Below are 21,561 nucleotides of genomic sequence, written 5' to 3'. Positions count from 1 at the left end.
TTGCATCATAAATTATTACAATTATGATACTTCAAGATATTCCTAAAATAAAACATACAGACAGTAACAATTTCTTTTTGCTTTGTGGGCCTTGTGCTATTGAAGGAGAAGATATGGCGTTTAGAATTGCCGAAAAAGTTTTAACTATTACTAACAAACTTGAAATTCCTTATATTTTTAAAGGAAGTTTTAAAAAAGCTAACCGTAGTAGAATTGATAGTTTTACGGGTATTGGAGACGAAAAGGCTTTAGAAATTTTAGCTAAAGTTTCTGAAAAATTTGATGTCCCAACCGTTACTGATATCCATGAAGTAAGTGATGCTGCAAAAGCTGCGCAGTATGTTGATGTATTACAAATTCCTGCTTTTTTAGTTCGCCAAACAGATCTTGTTGTTGCTGCTGCCAAAACAGGTAAAGTAGTCAACCTTAAAAAAGGGCAATTTATGAGTCCTGAAGCTATGAAGCATGCGGTACAAAAAGTTAAAGATGCTGGAAGTGATAAGGCTTGGATTACGGATCGTGGAACTATGTTTGGCTACCAAGATATGATTGTAGACTTTAGAGGTATTCCAACGATGCGTCAGTACGCACCAACGGTATTAGATGTAACGCACTCTTTACAACAACCAAATCAAAGTGCAGGTGTAACAGGTGGACGTCCAGATATGATCGAAACTATTGCACGCGCAGGAATTGTAAATAACGTTGACGGTTTGTTTATAGAAACACATTTTGACCCTGCTAATGCTAAAAGTGATGGCGCAAATATGCTACATTTAGATAACTTAGAAGCGCTATTAAGCAACTTAACGGCTATTAGAAAACTAGTCACTACTTTTTAAATACATACAAAAATTATTATTTTACAATGAAAAACAAAACGCTAAACACATTAGCATTGTTATGTCTTACCCTATTTTCAATATCTACAATAGCCCAAGACACCAATACCGAAAAATATACTGCACACAACAAGGGAAAATTTTATGTAAGCTGGGGAGGAAACAGAGAAACCTTTTCTAAATCTGATATTAGATTTGAAGGTGAAGGCTACGACTTTACCATACAAGATGTTACTGCAAAAGACAAACCAAAAGGTTGGCATATAGATTATATCAACCCAACTAGGATGACCATACCACAGACTAATTTTAAGGCTGGATATTTTATTTCTGACAAGTATAATGTTGCGCTTGGAGTAGATCACATGAAGTATGTCATGAACAGAAACAGAACTAGAACCGTGACAGGATATATTGATTTACCTGCTGACGAAGACGGTAGTATTTATAATCAAGAATTTAATGGTGACCCCTATTTTTTATCAGAAGATTTTTTAAAATTTGAACATACAAACGGATTAAACTATGTGTATTTAGAATTGAATAGATTTGATGATATTTCGTCTTTATTTAAAATCAACAATACAGATATCTTTCAATTAAATGTAACTGAAGGTTTTGGTGCTGGAGCTTTATATCCTAAAACAAATACTACTTTATTAGCAAAAGATCGCTATGACGAGTTTCATTTAGCAGGTTACGGAACCCACTTAAATGTTGGTCTGAACCTTACGTTTTATAAATACTTTTTTATTCAAGTAGACTTAAAAGGTGGTTATATAAACATGCCAGATATTAGAACAACAAGCAATGCTAATGAGAGTGCATCACAGCATTTTTGGTTTTTACAACGTGTTATCTCTTTTGGTGGTCGCTTTAGGTTATAATCAATACAAACTATACGCCTCTTGCAATACTGCTATTATAACAGCATCATTGACCTCTTCAAAAGACTGATATCTTAAAGACATCATTTTTTTTCGTTTCTCAGTAACGTGATGCGATTTAAAGACATTAATTTGATTGCCTTTTACAAAAGCAATATCTACGAATTGTCCTTTATGACTCGCATTAAAATAACAAAAGGGCTTTCCGTTTATATAATAAAACGGAAGGCCCCACTTGTTCTTTAATTCTGCAATACTAATAGTATGCTCAACAATGACCTGCAAATGCAGCAAAATAGAACGGTAAGGTTCTGGTTGCTTTAAGATATAATCTTCAGCAGGATTCAATTGTTATTATAATATATGTAATAAACTTAATACGCCAATTGCTAATAAAGCAATACCTATAATAGCTTTAAAAGGCATAAGCTTGCTTGATACTTTTCTTAATGTTTCTTCCAAAGCTGGTACTTTTCCAAATACGTGCGTTAGTAACAATAAACCTCCAACAATACTTACTAATCCGTAGATACTAAATCCTCCTGAAAATATTCCTAATATTGGTAACACCAATAATGCACCTCCAATTACTGTTTGAAAAGGCGCTAATACACCAGCAATTTTATTAAAAAAGTTAGCTTCTCCATCCCATTTATCTAAAGTCGCTAATCCTAATAATAAACCTCCTGAGATGTTTGCAATGTCTAAAAATAAACTTGTCAATGCCATAATAATTTTTGTTTTTAAATAGTTAGATTATAAATCTATGAAAAATAAATAGCACTTCCCCCTAAATGTTAAAATGAATATTAAGAAACTTTTAACTTGCATATTTAAACGATTTACGGTTACTTTGTAATTCAAAGTACTTTTACCATGAGCGACAAAGATTATTTAAAAGACATTAGCACGATTAAAAATTTAATGAATAAGTCTTCAAGGTTTATATCATTAAGTGGTTTGTCAGGTATATTAGCAGGTATCTATGCTTTAATTGGCGCAGCTCTAACCTACTATTTAGTCACAACTTATAGCTACGGAACATTAACTTTAGATGGTTGGGTTTTTAGATACGTCTTTTTTATCCTATTTATGGTTGCTTTTTTAAGTGTGGTTACCGGAATTTATTTAACTACAAAAAAAGCAAAACAAAATGGAGAAAGTATATGGGACGGTTCTTCAAAACGGTTACTATTTAATTTTCTAATTCCGTTAGTGGCAGGTGGTTTATATATTTTAATAATACTTAGCCAAGGACGCTACGGACAAACCGGAGGCTTAATGCTTATTTTTTATGGATTAGCATTAGTTAGCGCTTCAAAGTATAGCATAGGTGATATCAAGTATTTAGGCTTTACAGAAATTATATTAGGTCTTATCGCAACCTTATATCCTGGATACGGATTCTGGCTTTGGGTTATTGGTTTTGGTATTATGCATATAATTTATGGGACTTATATGCATTTTAAATATGATGTTAAAAAATAAATAATACTTTCGCTAAAGCGGAAACAAAGCATGAGCATAATAACTAACATCAATAAAGTATTTGACCACAGGATAAGACTTGGTATCATGTCTGTTTTGATGGTTAATGAATATGCTGATTTTAAAACACTAAAAGAATTGCTTGGTGCCACAGACGGAAACCTAGCAAGTCACAGTAAAGCATTAGAAAAAGCAGAATATATTACAGTAGAAAAACAATTTATAGATCGTAAACCAAATACACGTTACAGTGTTACTAAATTAGGTCAAGCCGAATTTAAAAAGCATATTAACGCACTTGAAAAATTAATTAAAAAACAATAACACTATTTTTTTATCAATCTACTTTGAAAAACAAAGTACTTTTAAATAACTATTATGAAGCACCTAACCTTAATTATCGCCGCGCTATGTTTTAGCACACTTTTTCACCAACAACAAATTGGTTTAAACCTAAGTCTGTTTTCCATAATCAGTATTGGCCTTTTATGGTGGCACAACAAATCAAAGTTTAAGAATCAGAGGACTATAATCTATGCAACTATTTATTTAGTAACTGCCGTTCTAGTATTTATACATGGCTCTGCTTTGTCTGTATTTGTTAACCTGTTTTCATTTTTCACCTTAGTAGGTTCAGTCTCTTCCAACAAAAACGCAATTTATGTCCAATGGATTAACGGATTATACTCTGTGATTGCAGGTTACTTCCAACGTAGATTTGATGCTCCAAAAACTACTGAAGTGTCTACGACAAAAAAAGATATTGACATTATACATTGGATAAAACTGATTGGCATTCCGTTAGTATTTGTTATCATCTTCATGTTACTTTATAAAAATGGAAACCCAATATTTGAAGATTTAATTACCGAAATTAATTTCGACTTCATCAATATGCAATGGATACTACTTACTGTATTGGGGTACTTCCTATTTAATAACATTAATCAACCTGTCACTGTAGAGCCTGCTACAACTTTAGATAGTAACACCTCCAACTTATTAATTGAGAGTGAGAATACTTCCGAAGAAAAAAATAAAAAAGATAACCAATTAGGGACTACTCTACTGGCTTTTCTTAATGTGCTTATTATATTTTATATTATCACGGATGCAACCTATTTATTAACTAACATAGTAGATACTGCAAACCACCTGTCCACTCAAGTCCATAATGGGATTAATGCATTAATAGCTTCCATTATAATAGCCATACTTACTATTTTATTCTTTTTTAGAGGCGATCTTAATTTTTACAAAAAAAACAAAACCACTAAACAGCTCTCTTTTTTATGGATAGGATTAAACATTATACTGATTGTTTTGATTTCCATAAAAAACTACCAATACGTCTCTGCTTTTGGATTTACCTATAAACGTCTTGGTGTATTTGCTTATTTACTTTTAACTTTTTCAGGCTTGATTACCACGTTTATAAAAGTATTTAAGATCAAAAACCTATGGTATTTATTCAGAATAAATACTCAAGTCGCTTTTGCTATTTGCATAATGTCTGCTACCGTAAACTGGGATTATTCGATAACAAAATATAATATTAATAACGTTAAAGTTTTGGATCTAAACTATTTAATTAGTCTAAAAGGAAACAACTCTAAACTACTTCAAAAACATGCTTTACAGCACAGATTATCTAACCACACAACTACACGCATTAATAAAAAATGGGACAAACATAATCAAGAACTACTAAATAGAGATTGGCAAGCATACAGTTTAGAAAACTTTACTAATATGTCTAAATCTAAATAGTAATGAATTTTATAGATAACACAGCAAAAAGTGCTCTATTAGCGACTATTATCTTTTGGTTACTCAATCTAAATCAAATTACCTTAAGTAGCGCTTTCTTCTTTATAGGGATTTCATTATTACCTATATTTTTATGTAGTTTAATAACAATATCAGCTACCATTTACCCAATTTTTGTAATAGGAGGAAAAACAAAATTAGCTAGAAAAAAAACATTCAAAAGATACTTTCCGTATTACGCAATGGTCCTTTTTAGTGTTTCGATAATACTACTTACCGCAACACAATTCGATCCTTTTTTACTGTCCTTTTTAACCTCAGCATTTATAACAACAAGCCAATCGTGGTTATGGTTTTCAAAATAATAAATCTATGCAAAAACAACGTAAACAATTAATAGCTTGGCTTTTTAAAGTCACACAACATATTTACACGACCTACTTTAAAACCAACACACCTTGGAATATAAAAAAAGAACAATTACTAGAATACAGTCCTAGCACTTTTGGCTATCATTTAGGATTGTTTTTAGACAGTAATGGCTTTGAATTAATCCCTAAAGTAGAACGTCACGACGCATACCATGTAATAACCGGATACAATAGTAACGAAGAAGACGAAATTGCATTACAATACCTCTGCTATGGTAATGGAAAACGCAGTATTTACCTCTTTGGCGTTATTACAATTGGCACTATTATTTTGCCAGAATACTGGAAATATTATCTCAAATCATATCGTATTGGAAAAAGCGCCAATATGTTTTACAACTTAGACTACAAAGGATTACTTAATATATCGATAAGTACTTTACGCGGTTCCATATTTGTTAATTTAAACTACTAAACATGAAAAAACTAATCAAACGTGGTATTAAATTAGGGGTTATATTAATCCTTGCTATTTTACTAGCCAATTATCATATAAACTATAATGCCAAAGGAAAACTATATAACTCCATTGAGAATATCCCTAAAAACAGAGTAGGTTTAGTGTTAGGGGCAGGTAAATATGTTGGCAGTGGTAATCATGTTAATTTATACTACAAATACCGTCTAGAGGCTGCCTTTTTACTATATCAAAACAAAAAGATTGAATACCTTTTAATAAGTGGCGATAATAGTACCGTTGATTATGATGAGCCTTCTACATTTAAGCAAGACTTAATAGATCTAAGTGTTCCTGAAGATAAAATAATATTGGACTATGCTGGTTTTAGAACATTAGACTCCGTAGTAAGAGCAAAAAAGATATTTGGACTAGACAGTTTTACAATTATATCGCAACAATTTCATAACCAACGTGCCATTTACCTTGCAGAAAACAACAACTTAAATGTCATAGCCTTTAACGCCAAAGCTATTAAAGGGCGCTATGGATTTAAAACAAAAATTAGAGAATATCTAGCTCGAACAAAAGCTATTATAGACGTTGTAATTAATAAACAACCTAAATTTTTAGGACCAAAAATAAAACTGTAAATGACACTAAAACTCAACCCGCTATTTACTGTCTTAACAGTGGTATTACTAATAACCGAAATTGCTATTGCCTACTTTTTAAAAGATGGTTTTGTACGCTATACTGTTGGAGACGTCCTTGCTTCTATTTTAGTGTATTGCGCCATAAGGAGCTGTTGTAGTACAAAAGCTGTGCGGGTAGCACTAACTGCTTTAATTATTTCTTTTACAGTAGAATTTGCACAACTGTTTAACCTACTTGATCTTTTAAATTTAAGAGCAAACAAAATAGCCTCTATAATCCTTGGAAGTCATTTTAGTATTGAAGATTTAATCGCTTACGCTTTAGGCATCATAACCATCTATTTTATAGATATAACCTACATTTCAAATGAAAACCATTAGACAATTTATCGCTGCTGAAACAAAAACTATTTCAGTACTAATATTACTATCTGCATTTAGTATTTTACTGCTTCTATTTAGAATAAAACTAACACAATCTCACTACTTTTTATTTTTAGTGTGGAATCTTTTCCTTGCAGGAATTCCATATGCTATTACTAGTTATTTAAAAACTTTAAAGCATATAAACACACTGTCTCTTTTAATTATTGGTAGTGTTTGGTTAGTCTTTCTGCCTAATGCGCCATACATAATTACGGATTTATTTCATCTACGTTATAGCAGTGCACATCTAGTTTGGTTAGACACTTTAATAATTATTATGTTTGCAATAACTGGTCTAATCCTTTTTTATAAATCAGTATTATCAATGGAGTCTATTATTAAGACTTACGTCGAAAAAAGAGTCGTTGCTTTTATGCTACCTGTATTATTTATACTAGTAGGTTTTGGTGTTTATTTAGGTCGTTTTTTAAGGTTTAATTCTTGGGAAATTATTAATAAACCTTGGACCATAATAACTACCATTTCAGAAATACTAACACACCCCAGAACACATAGTGCTGCATGGTTTTTTACAATTTGCTTTGGTTTGTTTTTAGGTGTATTTTATTATGCAGTTAAAACCACTACAATTGAAAACAAAAAGAGACTCTAAAACAGAGTCTCTTTTACAAAAATATCTTAAAAATTTAATCGTTATCCTGTATCGTTATTGTCGCAAAGTTTATAGAACCTACTGAACCAAGTAATACTGAAGGATATATTATCATTGTTTCAACACCTTCTACTAAAGCATCGTCAAAAATTTCTACATCTAAAACACCTGCAACCTCACCTTGTTGGATGGTAACGGTAAAGAAATTACCCACATAATCACTAAAGCTTGCGCTACCTCCAATAACACTGTATTCTAAAACTATATCATCTATTGCAGGACTACTTAAAGACACATTACCAAAACCAGTATTACCTTCTATAATTGTAAAATCATCTAATGTCACATTTGGAGCCATTGGATAATCAGAGGCATCATTTGGATCTGTTCCTTGTTGTGCTTCGACGCAATCATCAAAGCCATCACCATCACTATCCGCATTATTAGGGTCCGTTATATTCCCATTAGGACTGCACGTTCCAAAACCATTATCTAAACCAGAGACCTCATCACAATCTGCAATACCATCTTGATCACTATCCATAAACTCTAGTCCCAATAAAAGTAATTGGCCTATTGCCGACTGATTACTAATAGTATTTGTTGCTACCACAAAGACCTCATTAAGCAGGTTAGAATTAGTATAAATACTAGTATTTATTATAGCGTTAGTGGAAGCCTCCGCATCAGCTTGTGTTTCAAAATAACTAAAGACCGTGTTCGGGTATACCACACCGTAAGTATCCGTTAAATTATATTGTGCACTATCAGCATCACAATTTAAAGCCCAAATTTCAGAATTATAAACAATAACATCCTGTGCGTCTAAATAATCAGGAATCATATCTCCATCACTATCTTCATTCATTGGATTTCCATCATTATTATAATCTTCATCTATTGTATCTATTCCATCACCATCATCATCTGTATCTAAATAATCTGGTGTTCCATCTTGATCTGTATCATCATCATCAAGATTATTATTTCCATTAAGGTCTTCATTTACATCAAAAACGCCATCTGCATCACTATCTGATAGATCTGTACAAGACATTTCCGTACCTAAATCCGTTATTCCTATAGTAAAATTACCAGTAACCGCATCCGTACTTTGGCCACTTTCTAAATCAAAAAACTGAGCAGAAAATGCAGTATCTGTACTACAATAATCAATTGCAACATCCAACTGTCCATTTGTTATTGGTACTATGGAATAGGCGCTATTATAAAACAATTGCACATATCCGTTTACTGCTGCAACTCCATTACAATCGTTAAATATTCCTATTAAATTAGTTGTAGGTCCACTACCAACAGTAATAGTGATATTTGCGTCTTCAGAAAAAGGCCCAATGTTTTCAGTAAAATTATTTCCTACACAACCAAAATTCTGAATAGTTAGCGTTAACATTTCATCCGCAGGAATCAAACCACAAACTAATCCATTTTGATTTGTATAACCGCTAGTAGAGGAATACCAACCCGAGGTACTGCGCTGTAATTGCACATAATTATTAGGCAACGGATTACCATCAGTATCTTGTAAAGTCACACAAAATGGTACTGCAGCAAAAGGCGCGTCACAATTCCAGAAACTAAAATGAGAGACCTCTCCAACATATTTGTTTCCTACTAACTCAGCAAAACCTTCTTCCTTCCAATACCCATAAACCTCATCAAAATACCATAATGGTATTGTTGCAGGCGGATTAGTAGCGTTTGTGGGCACTGGAACACTAATTAAAGCTACCGAATCTTCTCCGATAGTTAAATCTTCTCCATTTTGACCAATTAACTCTACTGCTATCATTCCGTAGGTTTCTAAAACACGTAAATCGCCGCTTTCATTTTCAGCAATTAATGCTCCTGGCATTTGTAAAGCCATGTTTTGATTATCAGGGTTTAAATGTTTTATAACCACAGACACATCACCTTGGTATTCAAATCCAAACTTAGTTTGATACGTCCCAGGTAAATCAACAGAGACACCGCCAGGTAAATCAAATGTTAATGGTTGTCCAGAAGCTACTGTTGCTATTGGCTCTGAATCCAATAACATTATAGAAACTTGATTAACACCATCTGTTGGGACTAACGCTCTTGATCCATCTATAAAACCAATTTTACTAGCTTTTACGTAAGCAAACTGCTCATACACGACAGCTTCCTCTACAGAAAACACACCATTGGTATCAGTAATAGCCATAGTGGATCCAATGGTAATAGTAACTCCAGAAATAGGACCACCTTCCTCATTAACTACCGTACCAATAAAACGTGCTGTTGTATTGTCTCCGAAATTATCTAAAAACGGATTACTAGTTAAACCATCTACCTGCTGTTGATTAAGGGGTATATTATTATCTTTTTCGCAAGAAAAAATCAATAATAGGGCTACTACCGAAAGTATCAAATTTATTTTTTTCATCTTTTTAATATTGTAATTATTACATAAGTATAACATCTTAAGACTTAAAAGTCCTAGTCATTAAATTACTCCTTACCATCGACATAGTTTTGCAAATAACTAAAACGCTTTGTTAATTTACCATTTTCAGTAATCTTTGCACGTTTTAAAACACCATCCGCATCACCATTAAAAAATGCAGGAATGACATGTTTTAAAAACATATCTCCAAAACCTTCACTGGCATCCTTTGGTAACTCACAAGGTAAATTATCTACTGCCATTACGGTAATAGCGTCTTTAGCATTAAAAGCAACTTCTTTTTCAGTTTTAGCATTGTAACCATAAAAAGGATCTGCAATAGTCGACGGTCTAATTGTAGTTGCTACAGGCCCATCAATATCACAAGATATATCTGCGACTAAATTTATTCTAAACTCAGGGTCCTTAGCATCTTCTCTGGTAAATAAATACGGTGCTCCATCTCCAAAAAAGTGACCTGCTATAAAAAAGTCTGTTTGTTTAGCATACGGCATAAAATTACTTTCGTAACCTGATGCATCTTTATAAAACGCCCATTTATCTCCAACTTTTCCATCTTTACGCTTACTATATTCCATAACATCAACCATACAGTACACAGGCTCTGTAAATTCTGATGTTAAATATAATGCATCACTAACTTCCTTTATTTTTAAATGGTCTAAAATCTCTTTAGCACCTTTTGCAACTTTTCCTGTTCCTGATAGTAAAATTTTAATATTTGGTAGCGTAATTTTATCAAGCTCACTTTTAACCTCATCTAAATCCTTTAAATTCTCAACTTTAGGCAATTCAAATAAATTATCGCGTAATCCTAATGCTCTAAAACCATTATAAGCACCTACAAGTCCTGCATAACGCCCAAAACCAATTAACCTTGCTCCACTTTGCTTAACAATTGTTTCGTGATCATACATTTCTATATTCTTATCTAGAATTGCTTTTAAAAGTTTTCTATTGTAAGGTTGCTTTTTAATAGTATGACTAAAGAAAAAGTATTTTTTATTGGGTATAAGTGCATCAAGTGGCACTTCTTTTACACCAAACATCACATCTGCATCAGAGATAGTATCTGATACCTGAAATCCTTCTTGCTGATAATCGGCATCCTTGAACACTCTAATATCTGAAGCTTCCACAACTAACTCAGCTTCAGGGAAATTAGTTTTAAGTTGCTTTAAGTCTTTTGGAGAAAAAACCACACGTCTATCTGGTGGGTTTTTACGCTCTTTTATAATTGCGAATTTCATTTTGTTTTATTTGGTATAAAGTTTGCACTAAATTAAGTGTAAATGCATGGTTATACAAACTTTTTGGTAACTTTGCATTCTTATTATTTTTAATTAAAATGGGGTCGACTGGTTTTGACAGCGAGATTAATTAGATTGTAAGCACGTCGAGTAATGATTTTGTACTCGTAAAACCCTTGATCAACTTTTTAATCGGCGAGAATAACTACGCTTTAGCTGCCTAATCCGAATTATAGTAGGATTAAGCCTCGGTACACAAGGTGTACGAGCTTTATGTCTCCGGAAAGCTTTGATTGACAGCGTTCCATTTGAGGCATCGAAAATGTCAATATAGGCTTAGTAGCGCTTTGATGCTTTGCTGAAACTAAAAAAGATAAGTTGTAAGTGGGTTGTCTTTAACCAGCTTACAATCGAAAACCTAAGAAAAGAATAAACGTGTAGAAAGCCTTTTGGTTACTTGTTTGGACGAGAGTTCGATTCTCTCCGACTCCACTTAAAAAGCTGTAAATTAAATATTTACAGCTTTTTTTTATGACTTAAAAGATGATTCTCGAATAACAATATTACTTTTAATCTCAACCATTTTACTAGTCAGATTGTCTTCCGGCGAATTTATTTCGTTAATTAAATATTTAACTGCTGTACGTCCAATTTTTTCACCTGGCTGATCTACTGTAGTTAATTTAGGTTGGATAATTGTTGAATTAACCGAATTACTAAATCCAACAACTGCTATTTCTTCTGGGATTCTGACATTAAACTTAATAAGTGTTTGAATAACTCCAATAGCCGCACCATCGGTTATAGCAAAAATGGCATCAGGTCTTATTTTAGAGCTTAGTAATATATTAGTCATCCGCTTACCTTCCAGCAAAGAAATATCTTCAACTGTAATAACCATTTTAGGATCAACCTCTAAATTATAATCTTTTAAAGCTTTTAAATATCCCGAATACCGTTTTTCCGAATTATAAGAATATTCACCTTCCTTAATTATCGCTATTCGTTTTTTACCAATATTTATTAAATGTTCAACAATATTATAAGCTGCCTCCTCATCATTAATAGTAATTTGTGTACACGGTATTTTATTAGAAACCTTATCAAACAACACAACAGGAATATTATTTAATGTTGCTAAAACATGCTCCACATCTCTAGTTCGCTTTGTTAAAGACGCTAAAATACCATCCACCCCAAATTGTATCATGGTATTAAACATTTCTTTTTGTTTTTCTACATCGTTATTAGACTCGGATATAATTACTCTGTATCCTTTACTTTCCGCCTCTTCCATTATACCTCTTACAATTGTTGTTGTAAAATAATGTGTAATATTAGGTACAATCACACCAATAATATTAGACCGATGCTTTCTAAACCCTTTTGCAAAGATATTAGGTACATAATTTAACTTTGCAGCAAGCTTCTGTACCTTATCTTTAGTATCATTGCTTATATCAGGGTGATCATTTAAAGCTCTAGAAACAGTTGATATAGATAAACTTAGCGTTTGAGCAAGTTTTTTAAGTGTTGTGACTTCTTTTTTCATTTAAAATAAAATTACAAACGTTACCGCAAACGTTTGCATGCAAATATGATACAATTTTATATACAAAACTGATTATTCTGTATTTATATTAGCAATATATTAACTAATTCTTAATAAAATGAAAAAACTATCAACCTCCTTATTAGCTTTAATATGTTGTTTTTCGATGTTTGCACAAACAGAGATTTCTGGAACTATAAAAGACAATACTGGATTACCCGTACCAAATGCTAACATTTTAATAACTAACTCAAACGTTGGAGCTTCTTCCGACTTTGATGGAAATTTCAACTTTACAGTATCTGACCTTACAGGTACTAGACAATTACAAGTATCTTATATTGGTTATGCTACGTTTACACAAGACGTAGATTTAAATGGAACTCCAATTACAATTAATATTGTTTTACAAGAAGGTAATAATCTAGACGAAATTGTTCTTACAGCATCCTCTACTTTTAGATCCCAAAAACAAGCGCCTTTATCAATAAGTAGTAAAGGTATTAAAGAAATTACAAGATTATCTGCCAATAGTCAAGCAGATATTTTAAGAGATGTACCTGGTATAACTGCCGAAGGTGGTGGTGGAGAAACCGCGACTAACCTTTTTGTTAGAGGACTACCTTCTGGAGGACAATATGTATTTAACCCTTTACAGTACGATGGTATGCCATTAATGAGCACGTTTGGACTAAACTCATCAGCGCACGATGTTTACGCCAGACCTGATATTGGATTTAAAGGTGTAGAATTTGTACGAGGTGGATCGGCTGTGCTATATGGCGCAGGATCTGTTGCAGGTATCATTAACTACACCAGTAAAACTGGAGATTCTAATGATGAGAATATTATAAATGTAGAATGGGGTAATGATGGTAGACTTAAAACAGATTTTTATACCGGTGGTAAACTTGGTGGAGAAGACTCTAATACCTATTATGCTTTTACAGGTTTTGTAAGAAAAGATGACGGGCCAATTGATACTGGTTTAGCAACAAGAGGAGCACAATTTAGAGCAAATATTAAACAAAAATTTGACAATGGATCTTTTACAATTCATGGTCAATATATAAATGATAGAGCACAATTTTACCTACCGTTACCACTAGATGGAAGTTCTCGAGAGAGACTAAATGGTAATGATGGTGAAGAAGTTAGTCAACTATTATCAGGAGAACTAGCAAACACCTCTTTTTTAACACCAGGTGGTGTATATGAAAGTCCAATTGAAGATGGTGTTTACACTAAAGGTGGTTATGTTTTAGCTGATTTTAATTACAATTTAAATGATAATCTAAAATTTAAATCTAAAGTTAAGTATGCTAATTACCAACACAATTTTGCACTATACGTTGGAGGAAGTGGTAATTATGGTAACCCAATTACAATTAACGATTATGTTGCTGCAATAGCACCAAACAATACAGACTTTAGCGCAACTTACCAAGGTGGCTCTGGAAACCAAATAAACGGGACTGACTTAGTAGTAGAAAACCTGCATGTAGATCGTTTAAGACCAATGACAGATTATTCTGGAGAAGCTAGTTTTATATTAAAATCTGATGATGGTATACACACTTATACTGCTGGTACTTTTTTAGCTAGAACTGAAGCAGAAGATGTAAACTACCAATACAGAGTCCTTTCTGAGTTTAACAACAATCCGCAGTTAGTAAACCTAAATTACACTAACGCTGGTGGTGACAATGTTATATACTCTCAAGGTGGCTTGTATAATAGAATAGGTATGACAGCTAATAATTTTTTAACGCAAAGCAGAACGGCTTTTTATATTACAGATGAAATGGTCTTTGACAAATGGCGTTTTGATGTTGGTTTACGTATAGAGTCGACTAACGGTACTTACCGAAGAGGTGGTATTGAAGAATCTCAGGTATATGAAAATGCAGAACTAACTAGTGATTTACAAAATGTAAGATTCGCAGATGGTACGTTTACAACCGGAGAAATTAAAGATACAGATTGGGCATTATCATTAGCCGGATTATACAAACTTACTGATGCCACTAACTTATACGCTAACTTTTCTAAAGGTTACTTTTTTCCACAACAACGTGGATTTGGACCAACACCAGGTATTAGAGATACAAACTATGAAGCTGAAACAATAATACAAGGAGAAATAGGCGCTAAATTTGGAACAGATAAATTTTCGGGATCTGTCGCAGCGTATTATGTAGGTTTAAGTGATCGTATACGTATTGATCAAGCTATTTCTGGTGGTCAATTAGTAGATCAAGCTAGAAGTGAACAATCAACAAAAACATTAGGTTTAGAGGCTACAGGTAGATATAAGTTTACAGATCATTTAAATCTTTCTGCAACTTTAACATACCAAAATCACGAAATAACAACAAATCAAACCGAAGATTTAATTAACGGTACAGTAAGTACTATTAACGAAGGAAATGAAATAGCTAGACAACCAAAAATTTTAGGAAACTTAGGCCTTAACTATGATAACAAAAAAATTGATGCTAGTTTTTCTGTAAACCATACAGGTAAAAAGTTTACTGACGATACTAATAATGTTGAGCTAGACGCTATAACAATTGCTAGATTAGGTGCTGGTTATACAATACAAACCAATGAGGACACTTCTTTACGTTTTGGACTGTCTGTCTTTAATTTATTTGATAGTTCTGGTATTACAGAAGGAAACCCAAGAGCAGGTATTGCTGGTCAGTCGTCAGATGGTGAGTTTTTTGTTGGACGTCCAATCCTACCTAGACGTCTGTTCTTAACAGCCACATTCAACTTTTAATTTATAATTATTTAATTAGTCTAACACCTCATCACTTTTAAGCTAAGTAAAGTGATGAGGTGTTATTAAACACCAAAAACAAGATTAATCTAATATGAAAGATTTACAACAAGACGCTATTACGGTTTTAAATAATAACTGGAAAGATAAATTTAGTATTCCGTGTGCCAAGTTATACCCTTTTCAATGGTTTTGGGACTCTGGATTAATAGCCATAGGTTTTGCTCATTTTGATATGCCTAAAGCTGAAAAAGAAATAGAAACTTTACTTGACGCACAATGGAGTAATGGTTTTATACCACATATTATTTTTCATACAGACTCTGATACTTATTTTCCTGGACCAGATTTTCATCGTTCAGACTTACATCCAGAATCTTCAAAAAAATATAAATCTACAGGTATGACACAACCACCTGTAACAGGATTTGTTTTAGAAGATTTATATCGAATTAGTAAGGATCGAGATGCAACCTTAAAATTTATAGAGACGGTAATTGATAAAGTGTATCAAAATCACGAATATTTTTACAACCAACGTGACCCACAAGATGAAGGTTTAGTTTACATATACCACAATTGGGAATCTGGGACAGACAACTCTCCTATTTGGGACGACATTTGGGACACCATGAATCCTCCAGAATATTCTTTTGAAAGAAGAGACACAACACATGTTGATGCATCAGAAAGACCCTCAAAAAGAGAATACGATCATTATTTACATATCATAGAAATTGCAAAACAAAACAATTATAATGATCAAAAAATAGCAGAACTTTCCCCTTTTTTAGTTCAAGACCCTCTATTTAATGCGGTTTTATTAAAATCTAATCAAAGTCTAATAGATCTCTATCGTATTATTGGAAATAAAAATAATAACGATAAGATACACCAACTTCAAAAATGGCAAGACAAAGGGACAAAATCCTTTAATAATAAACTCTATGATGAAGAACTAGGTGTTTATGTACATTATGATTTAAGAAACGAAAAACTATTAAGACATATATCATCTTCTTCATTTGCTCCACTTTTTGCTAACTTACCAAGTGAAGCTAGAGCAGAAAAAATGGTGGATATTATGATGGAAAAATTTGGTAATCCAGATCAATATCTATGTGCATCATTTGACCCGACTAGCGATAGATTTAATCCTAAAAAATATTGGAGAGGTCCTGTTTGGGTCAATTTAAATTGGATGTTATATTATGGCTTAAAACAATATGGTTTTTATGACATAGCTAAAAGAATAAAACAAGACACCATTGATATTATTGAAAACAATGGGTTTTATGAGTATTTTGATTCTAGAAAAGAAGAACACAAAAATGGTAAAGCAGGTTATGGAGGTCATAATTTTTCATGGAGTGCTGCATTATTTATAGATTTATTAAATGAGTAAATAACCCACTAGCTTTAACCACATGAATTATATAGACTACATTATTATAATATTATATTTAATCGGATTTTTAGGTATAGGTTACTTCTTTAAAGAAAACAAAAACTCTAAAGATTACTTTCTTGGAGGTCAGTCAATGGGATGGTTCCCACTAAGCTTATCAACTATGGCAACTCAACTTTCTGCCATTAGTTTTATATCTGCGCCTGCATTTGTTGGTCTAAAAGAAGGTGGAGGACTGCAATGGTTAACTTATGAATTTGGTGTACCATTAGCCATGGCTTTTTTATTAATTGCAATAATTCCGACCTTATATAATTCTGGTATTGTAAGTGTTTACGAATATTTAGAACGTCGTTTTGATGCCTCTTCACGGTTACTTATAAGTTTTGTTTTTCAAATTAGTCGTTCTGTAGCAACAGGTGTTATGGTATATACTATGGCACTTATTTTACAAGCTACCATTGGTATAGAGTTTTGGATTTCGATATTAATTATTGGTGTTATAACCATGGTATACTCCTTTCAAGGCGGAATGAAGGCTGTAATTTGGGGAGATGTCATACAAATGATTATTCTGTTTTTTGGAATCATTATTTGTCTGTTTTATGGTTTAAGCGAACTAGGTGGTTATGATAATTTTATAAACTTAGTTGATAAAGACAGATTAACAGCTGTAGATTTTTCTAAGTGGGGATTTAATAATGCCGATAAAAATGACGAATTTGGCTTTTGGCCAATGGTAATTGGTGGTTTCTTTTTATATGCTTCTTATTATGGGACAGATCAAACACAATCACAAAGACTGCTATCTGCCAAAGGATTACCTACCATTAAAAAATTACTACTAGCTAATGGATTGTTTAGATTTCCTATTACGTTAACCTATTGTATAATGGGATTAATTTTAGGAACATTATTACTTCAAGACCCCGGTTTCCAAGAGCTATTAGATACGGTTTACCAATCCAATATAACAAGTTTAGAAGGTAAAAAAGCGGACTTAATGGTACCTGTTTTTATTATTAAATATTTACCAAATGGTGTAATCGGGATTTTAATAGTCGCAATAATGTCCGCTGCGATGTCCTCTTTAAGTAGCACAGTAAATTCATTATCCGCAGTAACTTTAGAAGATTTTATTAAGCGATTTAAGCCTAATATGCCAGACAAAAAATACGTACAATACTCGCGTTTATTATCTGTATTCTGGGGATTAGTATGTTTGTTTTTTGCGTTTTTTGCTGGAAGCATAGAGGGAACCGTTATAGAGGTTATTAACAAAATAAGTTCTATTTTTTATGGTCCAATTTTAGCTGCTTTTATATTAGCTATACTTACTAAAAAAACACACGCTTTGGGTGCTAACATAGGTATTATTATAGGTGTATTATTTAATATGTACCTATGGTTATATGTACCTAGTATATTTTGGTTTTGGTGGAATGCAATTGGGTGCTTAGTTACTATTATTATAGCTTTAATTGTAAGCTATGTTATTAAAAAAGAAACTAAACCAGGGTTAGATATTGAAGTCTATAAAGCAGGTAAAAAGGAAGTCATTATATTATTATCATACTTTATTGTAATTGTGTTGTTTGCCATTTACATAGGTGATATCCTAAAATAAAATAGCTTTATGAAAATTGTAATTGCTCCAGACAAGTTTAAAAATTCGCTAACCAGTTTAGAGTTTTGTTCTATTGTTGAAAAACAAATAAAAGCAGACTTACCTAACGCTACTGTTGTTAAATTACCATTAGCAGATGGAGGTGATGGCACAATTGATATAGTAAACTATTATTTAAAAGGAAAAACAATTAATGCCAAGGTTAGCAATCCTTTTTTTACAGCTGTAAATGCTAGTTATGTATATGCCATTAAAACTAAAACAGCCTTTATTGAAATGGCTGAAGCTTCCGGATTAAAACTACTAGAAAAAACACAATTTGATTGCAAAAACACTTCTACCTATGGTACCGGAGAGCTTATTTTGGATGCTATAAATAAAGGCGCAACTAAAATAATACTAGGCATTGGAGGAAGTGCCACTAACGACTGCGGAATAGGTATGGCCACAGCTTTAGGCTATAGATTTTTAGATAAAAACAATGACGCAGTACATCCTATCGGAGCCAATTTATCCGCAATAAAAGCAATAGATCTTTCAAAAGTAGAACCCAAAATATTTGAAGTAGACTTTAAAATTGCTTGCGATGTCACCAATCCTTTGTACGGAAAAAATGGGGCAGCCTATGTCTATGGTCCACAAAAAGGAGCTACACATAAAGATGTTTTGTTATTAAACAAAGGACTTAAAGATTTTTCAAAACTTATAAGTTTAATCTTTAATATAGACCCTCAGAGTATTCCTGGTTCGGGAGCAGCTGGAGGTATGGGTATTGCTTCAAAAATATTTTTAAAAGGACACTTACAAAGCGGGAATAAACTAATTAAACAACTCTCCAATTTTGAAACACAAATTATAGATGCAGATTGGATTATTACTGGAGAAGGCAAGTTAGACAGTCAAACGCTATCAGGCAAAACCATTCAAGGTATTTTAGATGTTTCATTAGTTAAAAACATTAAAGTAGCAGCTTTTTGTGGCACAATTGATATTGATAGTAATGTCTTGAATAAAATGGGAATTTCATATGTTTCAGAAATAATAAACGAAGCTAAAAATCTAGACGATGCTATGAAAAACGCACCAATTCACCTAAAAAAAATCACAAAAAACTTTGTTAATCATATTCAACAATTAGCATAAAAATGAAACTATATCCCTTAACTTTCACCCCAGTTTTTAGTTACCGTATTTGGGGAGGCGACAAACTAAAAACGGTATTAAACAAAAGTTACTCCCAAGAAAGCATAGGCGAATCTTGGGAGATTTCTGACATTAAAGACAGCGAAACAGTTGTAAATAATGGATACCTTAAAGGACAAAAATTAAAAGAAATAATCAATACGTTTAAAGGTGATTTTGTAGGACAGAAAGTGTATGATGCTTTTGGCAACGACTTTCCTTTGCTAATAAAATTTATTGATGCTAAAACACCTTTATCCATACAAGTACACCCTAACAACCAATTAGCAAAACAACGACATAATGCTTTTGGTAAAAACGAAATGTGGTATGTTATGCAAGCTGAAAAAAATGCTGAATTAATTTTAGGTTTTAACAAAAAAATAAATAAAGAGGAGTATCTAAACACCCTTGAAAATAACAAGCTGAAAGACATTTTAAATGTTGAAAAAGTCACTTCGGGCGACACATTTTACATACCCACAGGGCGTGTTCATGCTATTGGAGCAGGTGTTTTACTTGCCGAAATCCAACAAACCTCAAATATCACCTATCGTATTTATGATTATGATAGAGTTGACAAAAAAACGGGACAAAAAAGAGAGCTACACACCAATTTAGCTTTAGACGCAATAGATTACAATTGTTATGACAAGTACAAGACGGATTATAAACAGGTCCGTAATACACCTTGTAAATTAGTAAATTCAGAATATTTTAAAACAAACATAATTGAATTAGATACTGAACTAACTAGAGATCTAACAACTAAAGATTCGTTTACAATTTATATGTGTGTTGATGGCGAAGTAACTATAACCATTCCAAAAGACGCAGTAGAATACACATTAAAAATGGGGCAGACAATTATTATCCCTGCTTGCATAAGTACGGTTGTATTGCAAGCTAATTACACCAAATTAATTGAAGTCTATTTATAATATTATTAAACCAAAAAAAATCCCAACCTTTTCAGATTGGGATTTTTTTATTTGTTATTTTTTCTTGTAGGGCAGTCCTTCATGTTCCCATTTAGAGAAGCCGCCTTGCATATCATAAATCTTTTTAAAACCTAAATCTATCATCTTTTCTGCACACTTAGCGCTTCTTCCGCCTTTCTGACAGTATAACAATACCGGTTTTGCCTTATCCAATGTCTGAATATCTATATCAAACGTAGGTGACATAAAATCTATATTTTGCGCTAACGCAATGTAACCTGACTTGTATTCTTTAGACGTTCTTACATCTACTAATTGCACATTATCTAATTGTAATAATGTTTGCATCTCTTCTGGAGACACCACTTTTATCTCACCCTCTACTTGCTCTGTACAGCTAAACACTAACAAAACTAAAAAGCTTAAAATTATCGATACTTTTTTCATAAATAAATATTATTCCACTTCACCATTCCACTCATTAAAACCTCCCATAAGGTTGTATGCATTTTCAAAGCCTAGTTGATTCATAACCGCACAAGCTTGAGCACTACGTCCTCCTGATCTACAATACACATAATAATTCTTTGACTTATCTAGTTTTTGTAAATCATCCACAAAACCTTGTCCTTTATATATATCAATATGTAATGTGTTTGGTATTTTACCATCTGCAACCTCTCCTTCCGTTCTAACATCTAGGATTACTGCATTGTCATCTTTTTCTAATTGGGCTACCCAGTCTGATTGTAATAAATCTGCCATTTTCTTGTACTCTTAATTTTCTACAAAATTAACGTTTCTTTAGTATATAGACGTGAAAAAATCCGAAATGTTACATTTTCACTCCTTAA

The 21,561-nt window shown here is 32.6% G+C and carries 22 protein-coding genes and 1 other RNA gene; 16 read left to right on the top strand and 7 right to left on the bottom strand.

All coding sequences use genetic code 11. The annotated features are described in order from the left end of the window. Nucleotides 1-23 precede the first annotated feature (23 nt). Nucleotides 24-842, top strand: coding sequence for a 3-deoxy-8-phosphooctulonate synthase (gene kdsA / locus CXF54_RS09400; RefSeq protein ID WP_090841388.1), 819 nt, complete (start codon nucleotides 24-26; stop codon nucleotides 840-842). A gap of 26 nt (nucleotides 843-868) precedes the next feature. Continuing rightward, the gene (locus CXF54_RS09395) at nucleotides 869-1,729 is read left to right on the top strand and encodes a hypothetical protein (protein WP_101203353.1); all 861 of its coding nucleotides are present in this window, start codon (nucleotides 869-871) and stop codon (nucleotides 1,727-1,729) included. On the opposite strand, the gene CXF54_RS09390 is transcribed toward CXF54_RS09395, so the two are convergent. After that, a complete protein-coding gene (locus tag CXF54_RS09390) occupies nucleotides 1,730-2,077 on the bottom strand; it encodes a DUF1801 domain-containing protein (RefSeq protein WP_101203352.1) in 348 nt (115 codons plus the stop codon). It lies immediately after the preceding gene. A 6-nt stretch (nucleotides 2,078-2,083) separates the two neighbouring features. Then, complete coding sequence (locus CXF54_RS09385) at nucleotides 2,084-2,458, bottom strand: hypothetical protein (protein ID WP_101203351.1); 375 nt, start codon at nucleotides 2,456-2,458, stop codon at nucleotides 2,084-2,086. 147 nt (nucleotides 2,459-2,605) lie between these two features. Between CXF54_RS09385 and CXF54_RS09380 the strand changes: the two genes are divergently transcribed. From CXF54_RS09380 to CXF54_RS09345, 8 genes are read left to right on the top strand one after another with little or no spacing between them, the layout of a single operon-like run. Next, nucleotides 2,606-3,217: a hypothetical protein gene (locus CXF54_RS09380; RefSeq protein WP_101203350.1), complete on the top strand. Its 612-nt coding sequence runs from the start codon at nucleotides 2,606-2,608 to the stop codon at nucleotides 3,215-3,217. Nucleotides 3,218-3,247: 30 nt separating this feature from the next. After that, on the top strand, nucleotides 3,248-3,541 hold the full coding sequence (locus tag CXF54_RS09375) for a winged helix-turn-helix domain-containing protein (protein ID WP_090841399.1): 294 nt from the start codon (nucleotides 3,248-3,250) through the stop codon (nucleotides 3,539-3,541). Between the two features lie 54 nt (nucleotides 3,542-3,595). Further along, nucleotides 3,596-4,987, top strand: coding sequence for a DUF4153 domain-containing protein (locus CXF54_RS09370; RefSeq protein WP_101203349.1), 1,392 nt, complete (start codon nucleotides 3,596-3,598; stop codon nucleotides 4,985-4,987). A gap of 2 nt (nucleotides 4,988-4,989) precedes the next feature. After that, nucleotides 4,990-5,352, top strand: a complete 363-nt coding sequence (locus CXF54_RS09365) for a hypothetical protein (RefSeq protein ID WP_101203348.1) — start codon at nucleotides 4,990-4,992, stop codon at nucleotides 5,350-5,352. Between the two features lie 7 nt (nucleotides 5,353-5,359). Beyond that, entirely contained in the window at nucleotides 5,360-5,833 is a 474-nt protein-coding gene (locus CXF54_RS09360) for a hypothetical protein (RefSeq protein WP_101203347.1), read from the top strand. A 2-nt stretch (nucleotides 5,834-5,835) separates the two neighbouring features. Next, nucleotides 5,836-6,468 (top strand): vancomycin high temperature exclusion protein, encoded by a 633-nt coding sequence (locus CXF54_RS09355; RefSeq protein ID WP_101203346.1) that lies wholly within the window; start codon nucleotides 5,836-5,838, stop codon nucleotides 6,466-6,468. Beyond that, complete coding sequence (locus CXF54_RS09350; RefSeq protein ID WP_101203345.1) at nucleotides 6,469-6,852, top strand: DUF2809 domain-containing protein; 384 nt, start codon at nucleotides 6,469-6,471, stop codon at nucleotides 6,850-6,852. Beyond that, nucleotides 6,839-7,510: a DUF1361 domain-containing protein gene (locus CXF54_RS09345; RefSeq protein ID WP_101203344.1), complete on the top strand. Its 672-nt coding sequence runs from the start codon at nucleotides 6,839-6,841 to the stop codon at nucleotides 7,508-7,510. The genes CXF54_RS09350 and CXF54_RS09345 overlap by 14 nt, the downstream gene beginning before the upstream one ends. 34 nt (nucleotides 7,511-7,544) lie before the next feature. On the opposite strand, the gene CXF54_RS09340 is transcribed toward CXF54_RS09345, so the two are convergent. Both CXF54_RS09340 and CXF54_RS09335 read right to left on the bottom strand, forming a co-directional pair. Then, nucleotides 7,545-9,941: a hypothetical protein gene (locus tag CXF54_RS09340; RefSeq protein WP_157823425.1), complete on the bottom strand. Its 2,397-nt coding sequence runs from the start codon at nucleotides 9,939-9,941 to the stop codon at nucleotides 7,545-7,547. A 65-nt stretch (nucleotides 9,942-10,006) separates the two neighbouring features. Beyond that, nucleotides 10,007-11,212 (bottom strand): NAD(P)-dependent oxidoreductase, encoded by a 1,206-nt coding sequence (locus CXF54_RS09335; protein WP_101203342.1) that lies wholly within the window; start codon nucleotides 11,210-11,212, stop codon nucleotides 10,007-10,009. A 100-nt stretch (nucleotides 11,213-11,312) separates the two neighbouring features. Here CXF54_RS09335 and ssrA point away from each other — a divergent pair. Beyond that, nucleotides 11,313-11,707, top strand: a transfer-messenger RNA (tmRNA) gene (gene ssrA / locus CXF54_RS09330). Between the two features lie 34 nt (nucleotides 11,708-11,741). Here the strand turns inward: ssrA and CXF54_RS09325 are convergent. Further along, nucleotides 11,742-12,764 (bottom strand): LacI family DNA-binding transcriptional regulator, encoded by a 1,023-nt coding sequence (locus CXF54_RS09325; RefSeq protein ID WP_101203341.1) that lies wholly within the window; start codon nucleotides 12,762-12,764, stop codon nucleotides 11,742-11,744. A gap of 118 nt (nucleotides 12,765-12,882) precedes the next feature. On the opposite strand from CXF54_RS09325, the gene CXF54_RS09320 reads away from it, so the two are divergent. The 5 genes from CXF54_RS09320 (at nucleotide 12,883) to CXF54_RS09300 (ending at nucleotide 20,707) form a co-directional block, all read left to right on the top strand. Beyond that, on the top strand, nucleotides 12,883-15,549 hold the full coding sequence (locus CXF54_RS09320) for a TonB-dependent receptor domain-containing protein (protein WP_101203340.1): 2,667 nt from the start codon (nucleotides 12,883-12,885) through the stop codon (nucleotides 15,547-15,549). Nucleotides 15,550-15,643: 94 nt separating this feature from the next. Then, nucleotides 15,644-16,954: an MGH1-like glycoside hydrolase domain-containing protein gene (locus tag CXF54_RS09315; RefSeq protein ID WP_101203339.1), complete on the top strand. Its 1,311-nt coding sequence runs from the start codon at nucleotides 15,644-15,646 to the stop codon at nucleotides 16,952-16,954. Between the two features lie 22 nt (nucleotides 16,955-16,976). After that, a complete protein-coding gene (locus CXF54_RS09310) occupies nucleotides 16,977-18,584 on the top strand; it encodes a sodium:solute symporter (RefSeq protein ID WP_090841423.1) in 1,608 nt (535 codons plus the stop codon). Between the two features lie 9 nt (nucleotides 18,585-18,593). Further along, nucleotides 18,594-19,727, top strand: a complete 1,134-nt coding sequence (locus CXF54_RS09305) for a glycerate kinase (RefSeq protein ID WP_101203338.1) — start codon at nucleotides 18,594-18,596, stop codon at nucleotides 19,725-19,727. Nucleotides 19,728-19,729: 2 nt separating this feature from the next. Beyond that, nucleotides 19,730-20,707, top strand: a complete 978-nt coding sequence (locus CXF54_RS09300) for a type I phosphomannose isomerase catalytic subunit (protein ID WP_090841427.1) — start codon at nucleotides 19,730-19,732, stop codon at nucleotides 20,705-20,707. Nucleotides 20,708-20,761: 54 nt separating this feature from the next. Here CXF54_RS09300 and CXF54_RS09295 read toward each other — a convergent pair whose 3' ends face one another. Both CXF54_RS09295 and CXF54_RS09290 read right to left on the bottom strand, forming a co-directional pair. Then, entirely contained in the window at nucleotides 20,762-21,154 is a 393-nt protein-coding gene (locus CXF54_RS09295; RefSeq protein ID WP_090841430.1) for a rhodanese-like domain-containing protein, read from the bottom strand. A gap of 9 nt (nucleotides 21,155-21,163) precedes the next feature. Continuing rightward, on the bottom strand, nucleotides 21,164-21,472 hold the full coding sequence (locus CXF54_RS09290) for a rhodanese-like domain-containing protein (RefSeq protein ID WP_101203337.1): 309 nt from the start codon (nucleotides 21,470-21,472) through the stop codon (nucleotides 21,164-21,166). Between the last annotated feature and the right edge of the window lie 89 nt (nucleotides 21,473-21,561).

The sequence above is a fragment of the Olleya sp. 1-3 genome (genome assembly GCF_002836085.1).
Taxonomy (GTDB): Bacteria; Bacteroidota; Bacteroidia; order Flavobacteriales; family Flavobacteriaceae; genus Olleya; species Olleya namhaensis.
Note: the sequence above shows the minus strand (reverse complement) of the source record. Positions and strands in the feature narration are given on the sequence as shown.

Bases quoted from the DNA above. Each gene is read 5' to 3' on its own strand.
- kdsA (WP_090841388.1), top strand. From the start codon at position 24: ATGATACTTCAAGATATTCCTAAAATAAAACATACAGACAGTAACAAT.
- CXF54_RS09395 (WP_101203353.1), top strand. From the start codon at position 869: ATGAAAAACAAAACGCTAAACACATTAGCATTGTTATGTCTTACCCTA.
- CXF54_RS09385 (WP_101203351.1), bottom strand. From the start codon at position 2,458: ATGGCATTGACAAGTTTATTTTTAGACATTGCAAACATCTCAGGAGGT.
- CXF54_RS09380 (WP_101203350.1), top strand. From the start codon at position 2,606: ATGAGCGACAAAGATTATTTAAAAGACATTAGCACGATTAAAAATTTA.
- CXF54_RS09375 (WP_090841399.1), top strand. From the start codon at position 3,248: ATGAGCATAATAACTAACATCAATAAAGTATTTGACCACAGGATAAGA.
- CXF54_RS09370 (WP_101203349.1), top strand. From the start codon at position 3,596: ATGAAGCACCTAACCTTAATTATCGCCGCGCTATGTTTTAGCACACTT.
- CXF54_RS09365 (WP_101203348.1), top strand. From the start codon at position 4,990: ATGAATTTTATAGATAACACAGCAAAAAGTGCTCTATTAGCGACTATT.
- CXF54_RS09360 (WP_101203347.1), top strand. From the start codon at position 5,360: ATGCAAAAACAACGTAAACAATTAATAGCTTGGCTTTTTAAAGTCACA.
- CXF54_RS09355 (WP_101203346.1), top strand. From the start codon at position 5,836: ATGAAAAAACTAATCAAACGTGGTATTAAATTAGGGGTTATATTAATC.
- CXF54_RS09350 (WP_101203345.1), top strand. From the start codon at position 6,469: ATGACACTAAAACTCAACCCGCTATTTACTGTCTTAACAGTGGTATTA.
- CXF54_RS09345 (WP_101203344.1), top strand. From the start codon at position 6,839: ATGAAAACCATTAGACAATTTATCGCTGCTGAAACAAAAACTATTTCA.
- CXF54_RS09340 (WP_157823425.1), bottom strand. From the start codon at position 9,941: ATGAAAAAAATAAATTTGATACTTTCGGTAGTAGCCCTATTATTGATT.
- CXF54_RS09335 (WP_101203342.1), bottom strand. From the start codon at position 11,212: ATGAAATTCGCAATTATAAAAGAGCGTAAAAACCCACCAGATAGACGT.
- CXF54_RS09325 (WP_101203341.1), bottom strand. From the start codon at position 12,764: ATGAAAAAAGAAGTCACAACACTTAAAAAACTTGCTCAAACGCTAAGT.
- CXF54_RS09320 (WP_101203340.1), top strand. From the start codon at position 12,883: ATGAAAAAACTATCAACCTCCTTATTAGCTTTAATATGTTGTTTTTCG.
- CXF54_RS09315 (WP_101203339.1), top strand. From the start codon at position 15,644: ATGAAAGATTTACAACAAGACGCTATTACGGTTTTAAATAATAACTGG.
- CXF54_RS09310 (WP_090841423.1), top strand. From the start codon at position 16,977: ATGAATTATATAGACTACATTATTATAATATTATATTTAATCGGATTT.
- CXF54_RS09305 (WP_101203338.1), top strand. From the start codon at position 18,594: ATGAAAATTGTAATTGCTCCAGACAAGTTTAAAAATTCGCTAACCAGT.
- CXF54_RS09300 (WP_090841427.1), top strand. From the start codon at position 19,730: ATGAAACTATATCCCTTAACTTTCACCCCAGTTTTTAGTTACCGTATT.
- CXF54_RS09295 (WP_090841430.1), bottom strand. From the start codon at position 21,154: ATGAAAAAAGTATCGATAATTTTAAGCTTTTTAGTTTTGTTAGTGTTT.
- CXF54_RS09290 (WP_101203337.1), bottom strand. From the start codon at position 21,472: ATGGCAGATTTATTACAATCAGACTGGGTAGCCCAATTAGAAAAAGAT.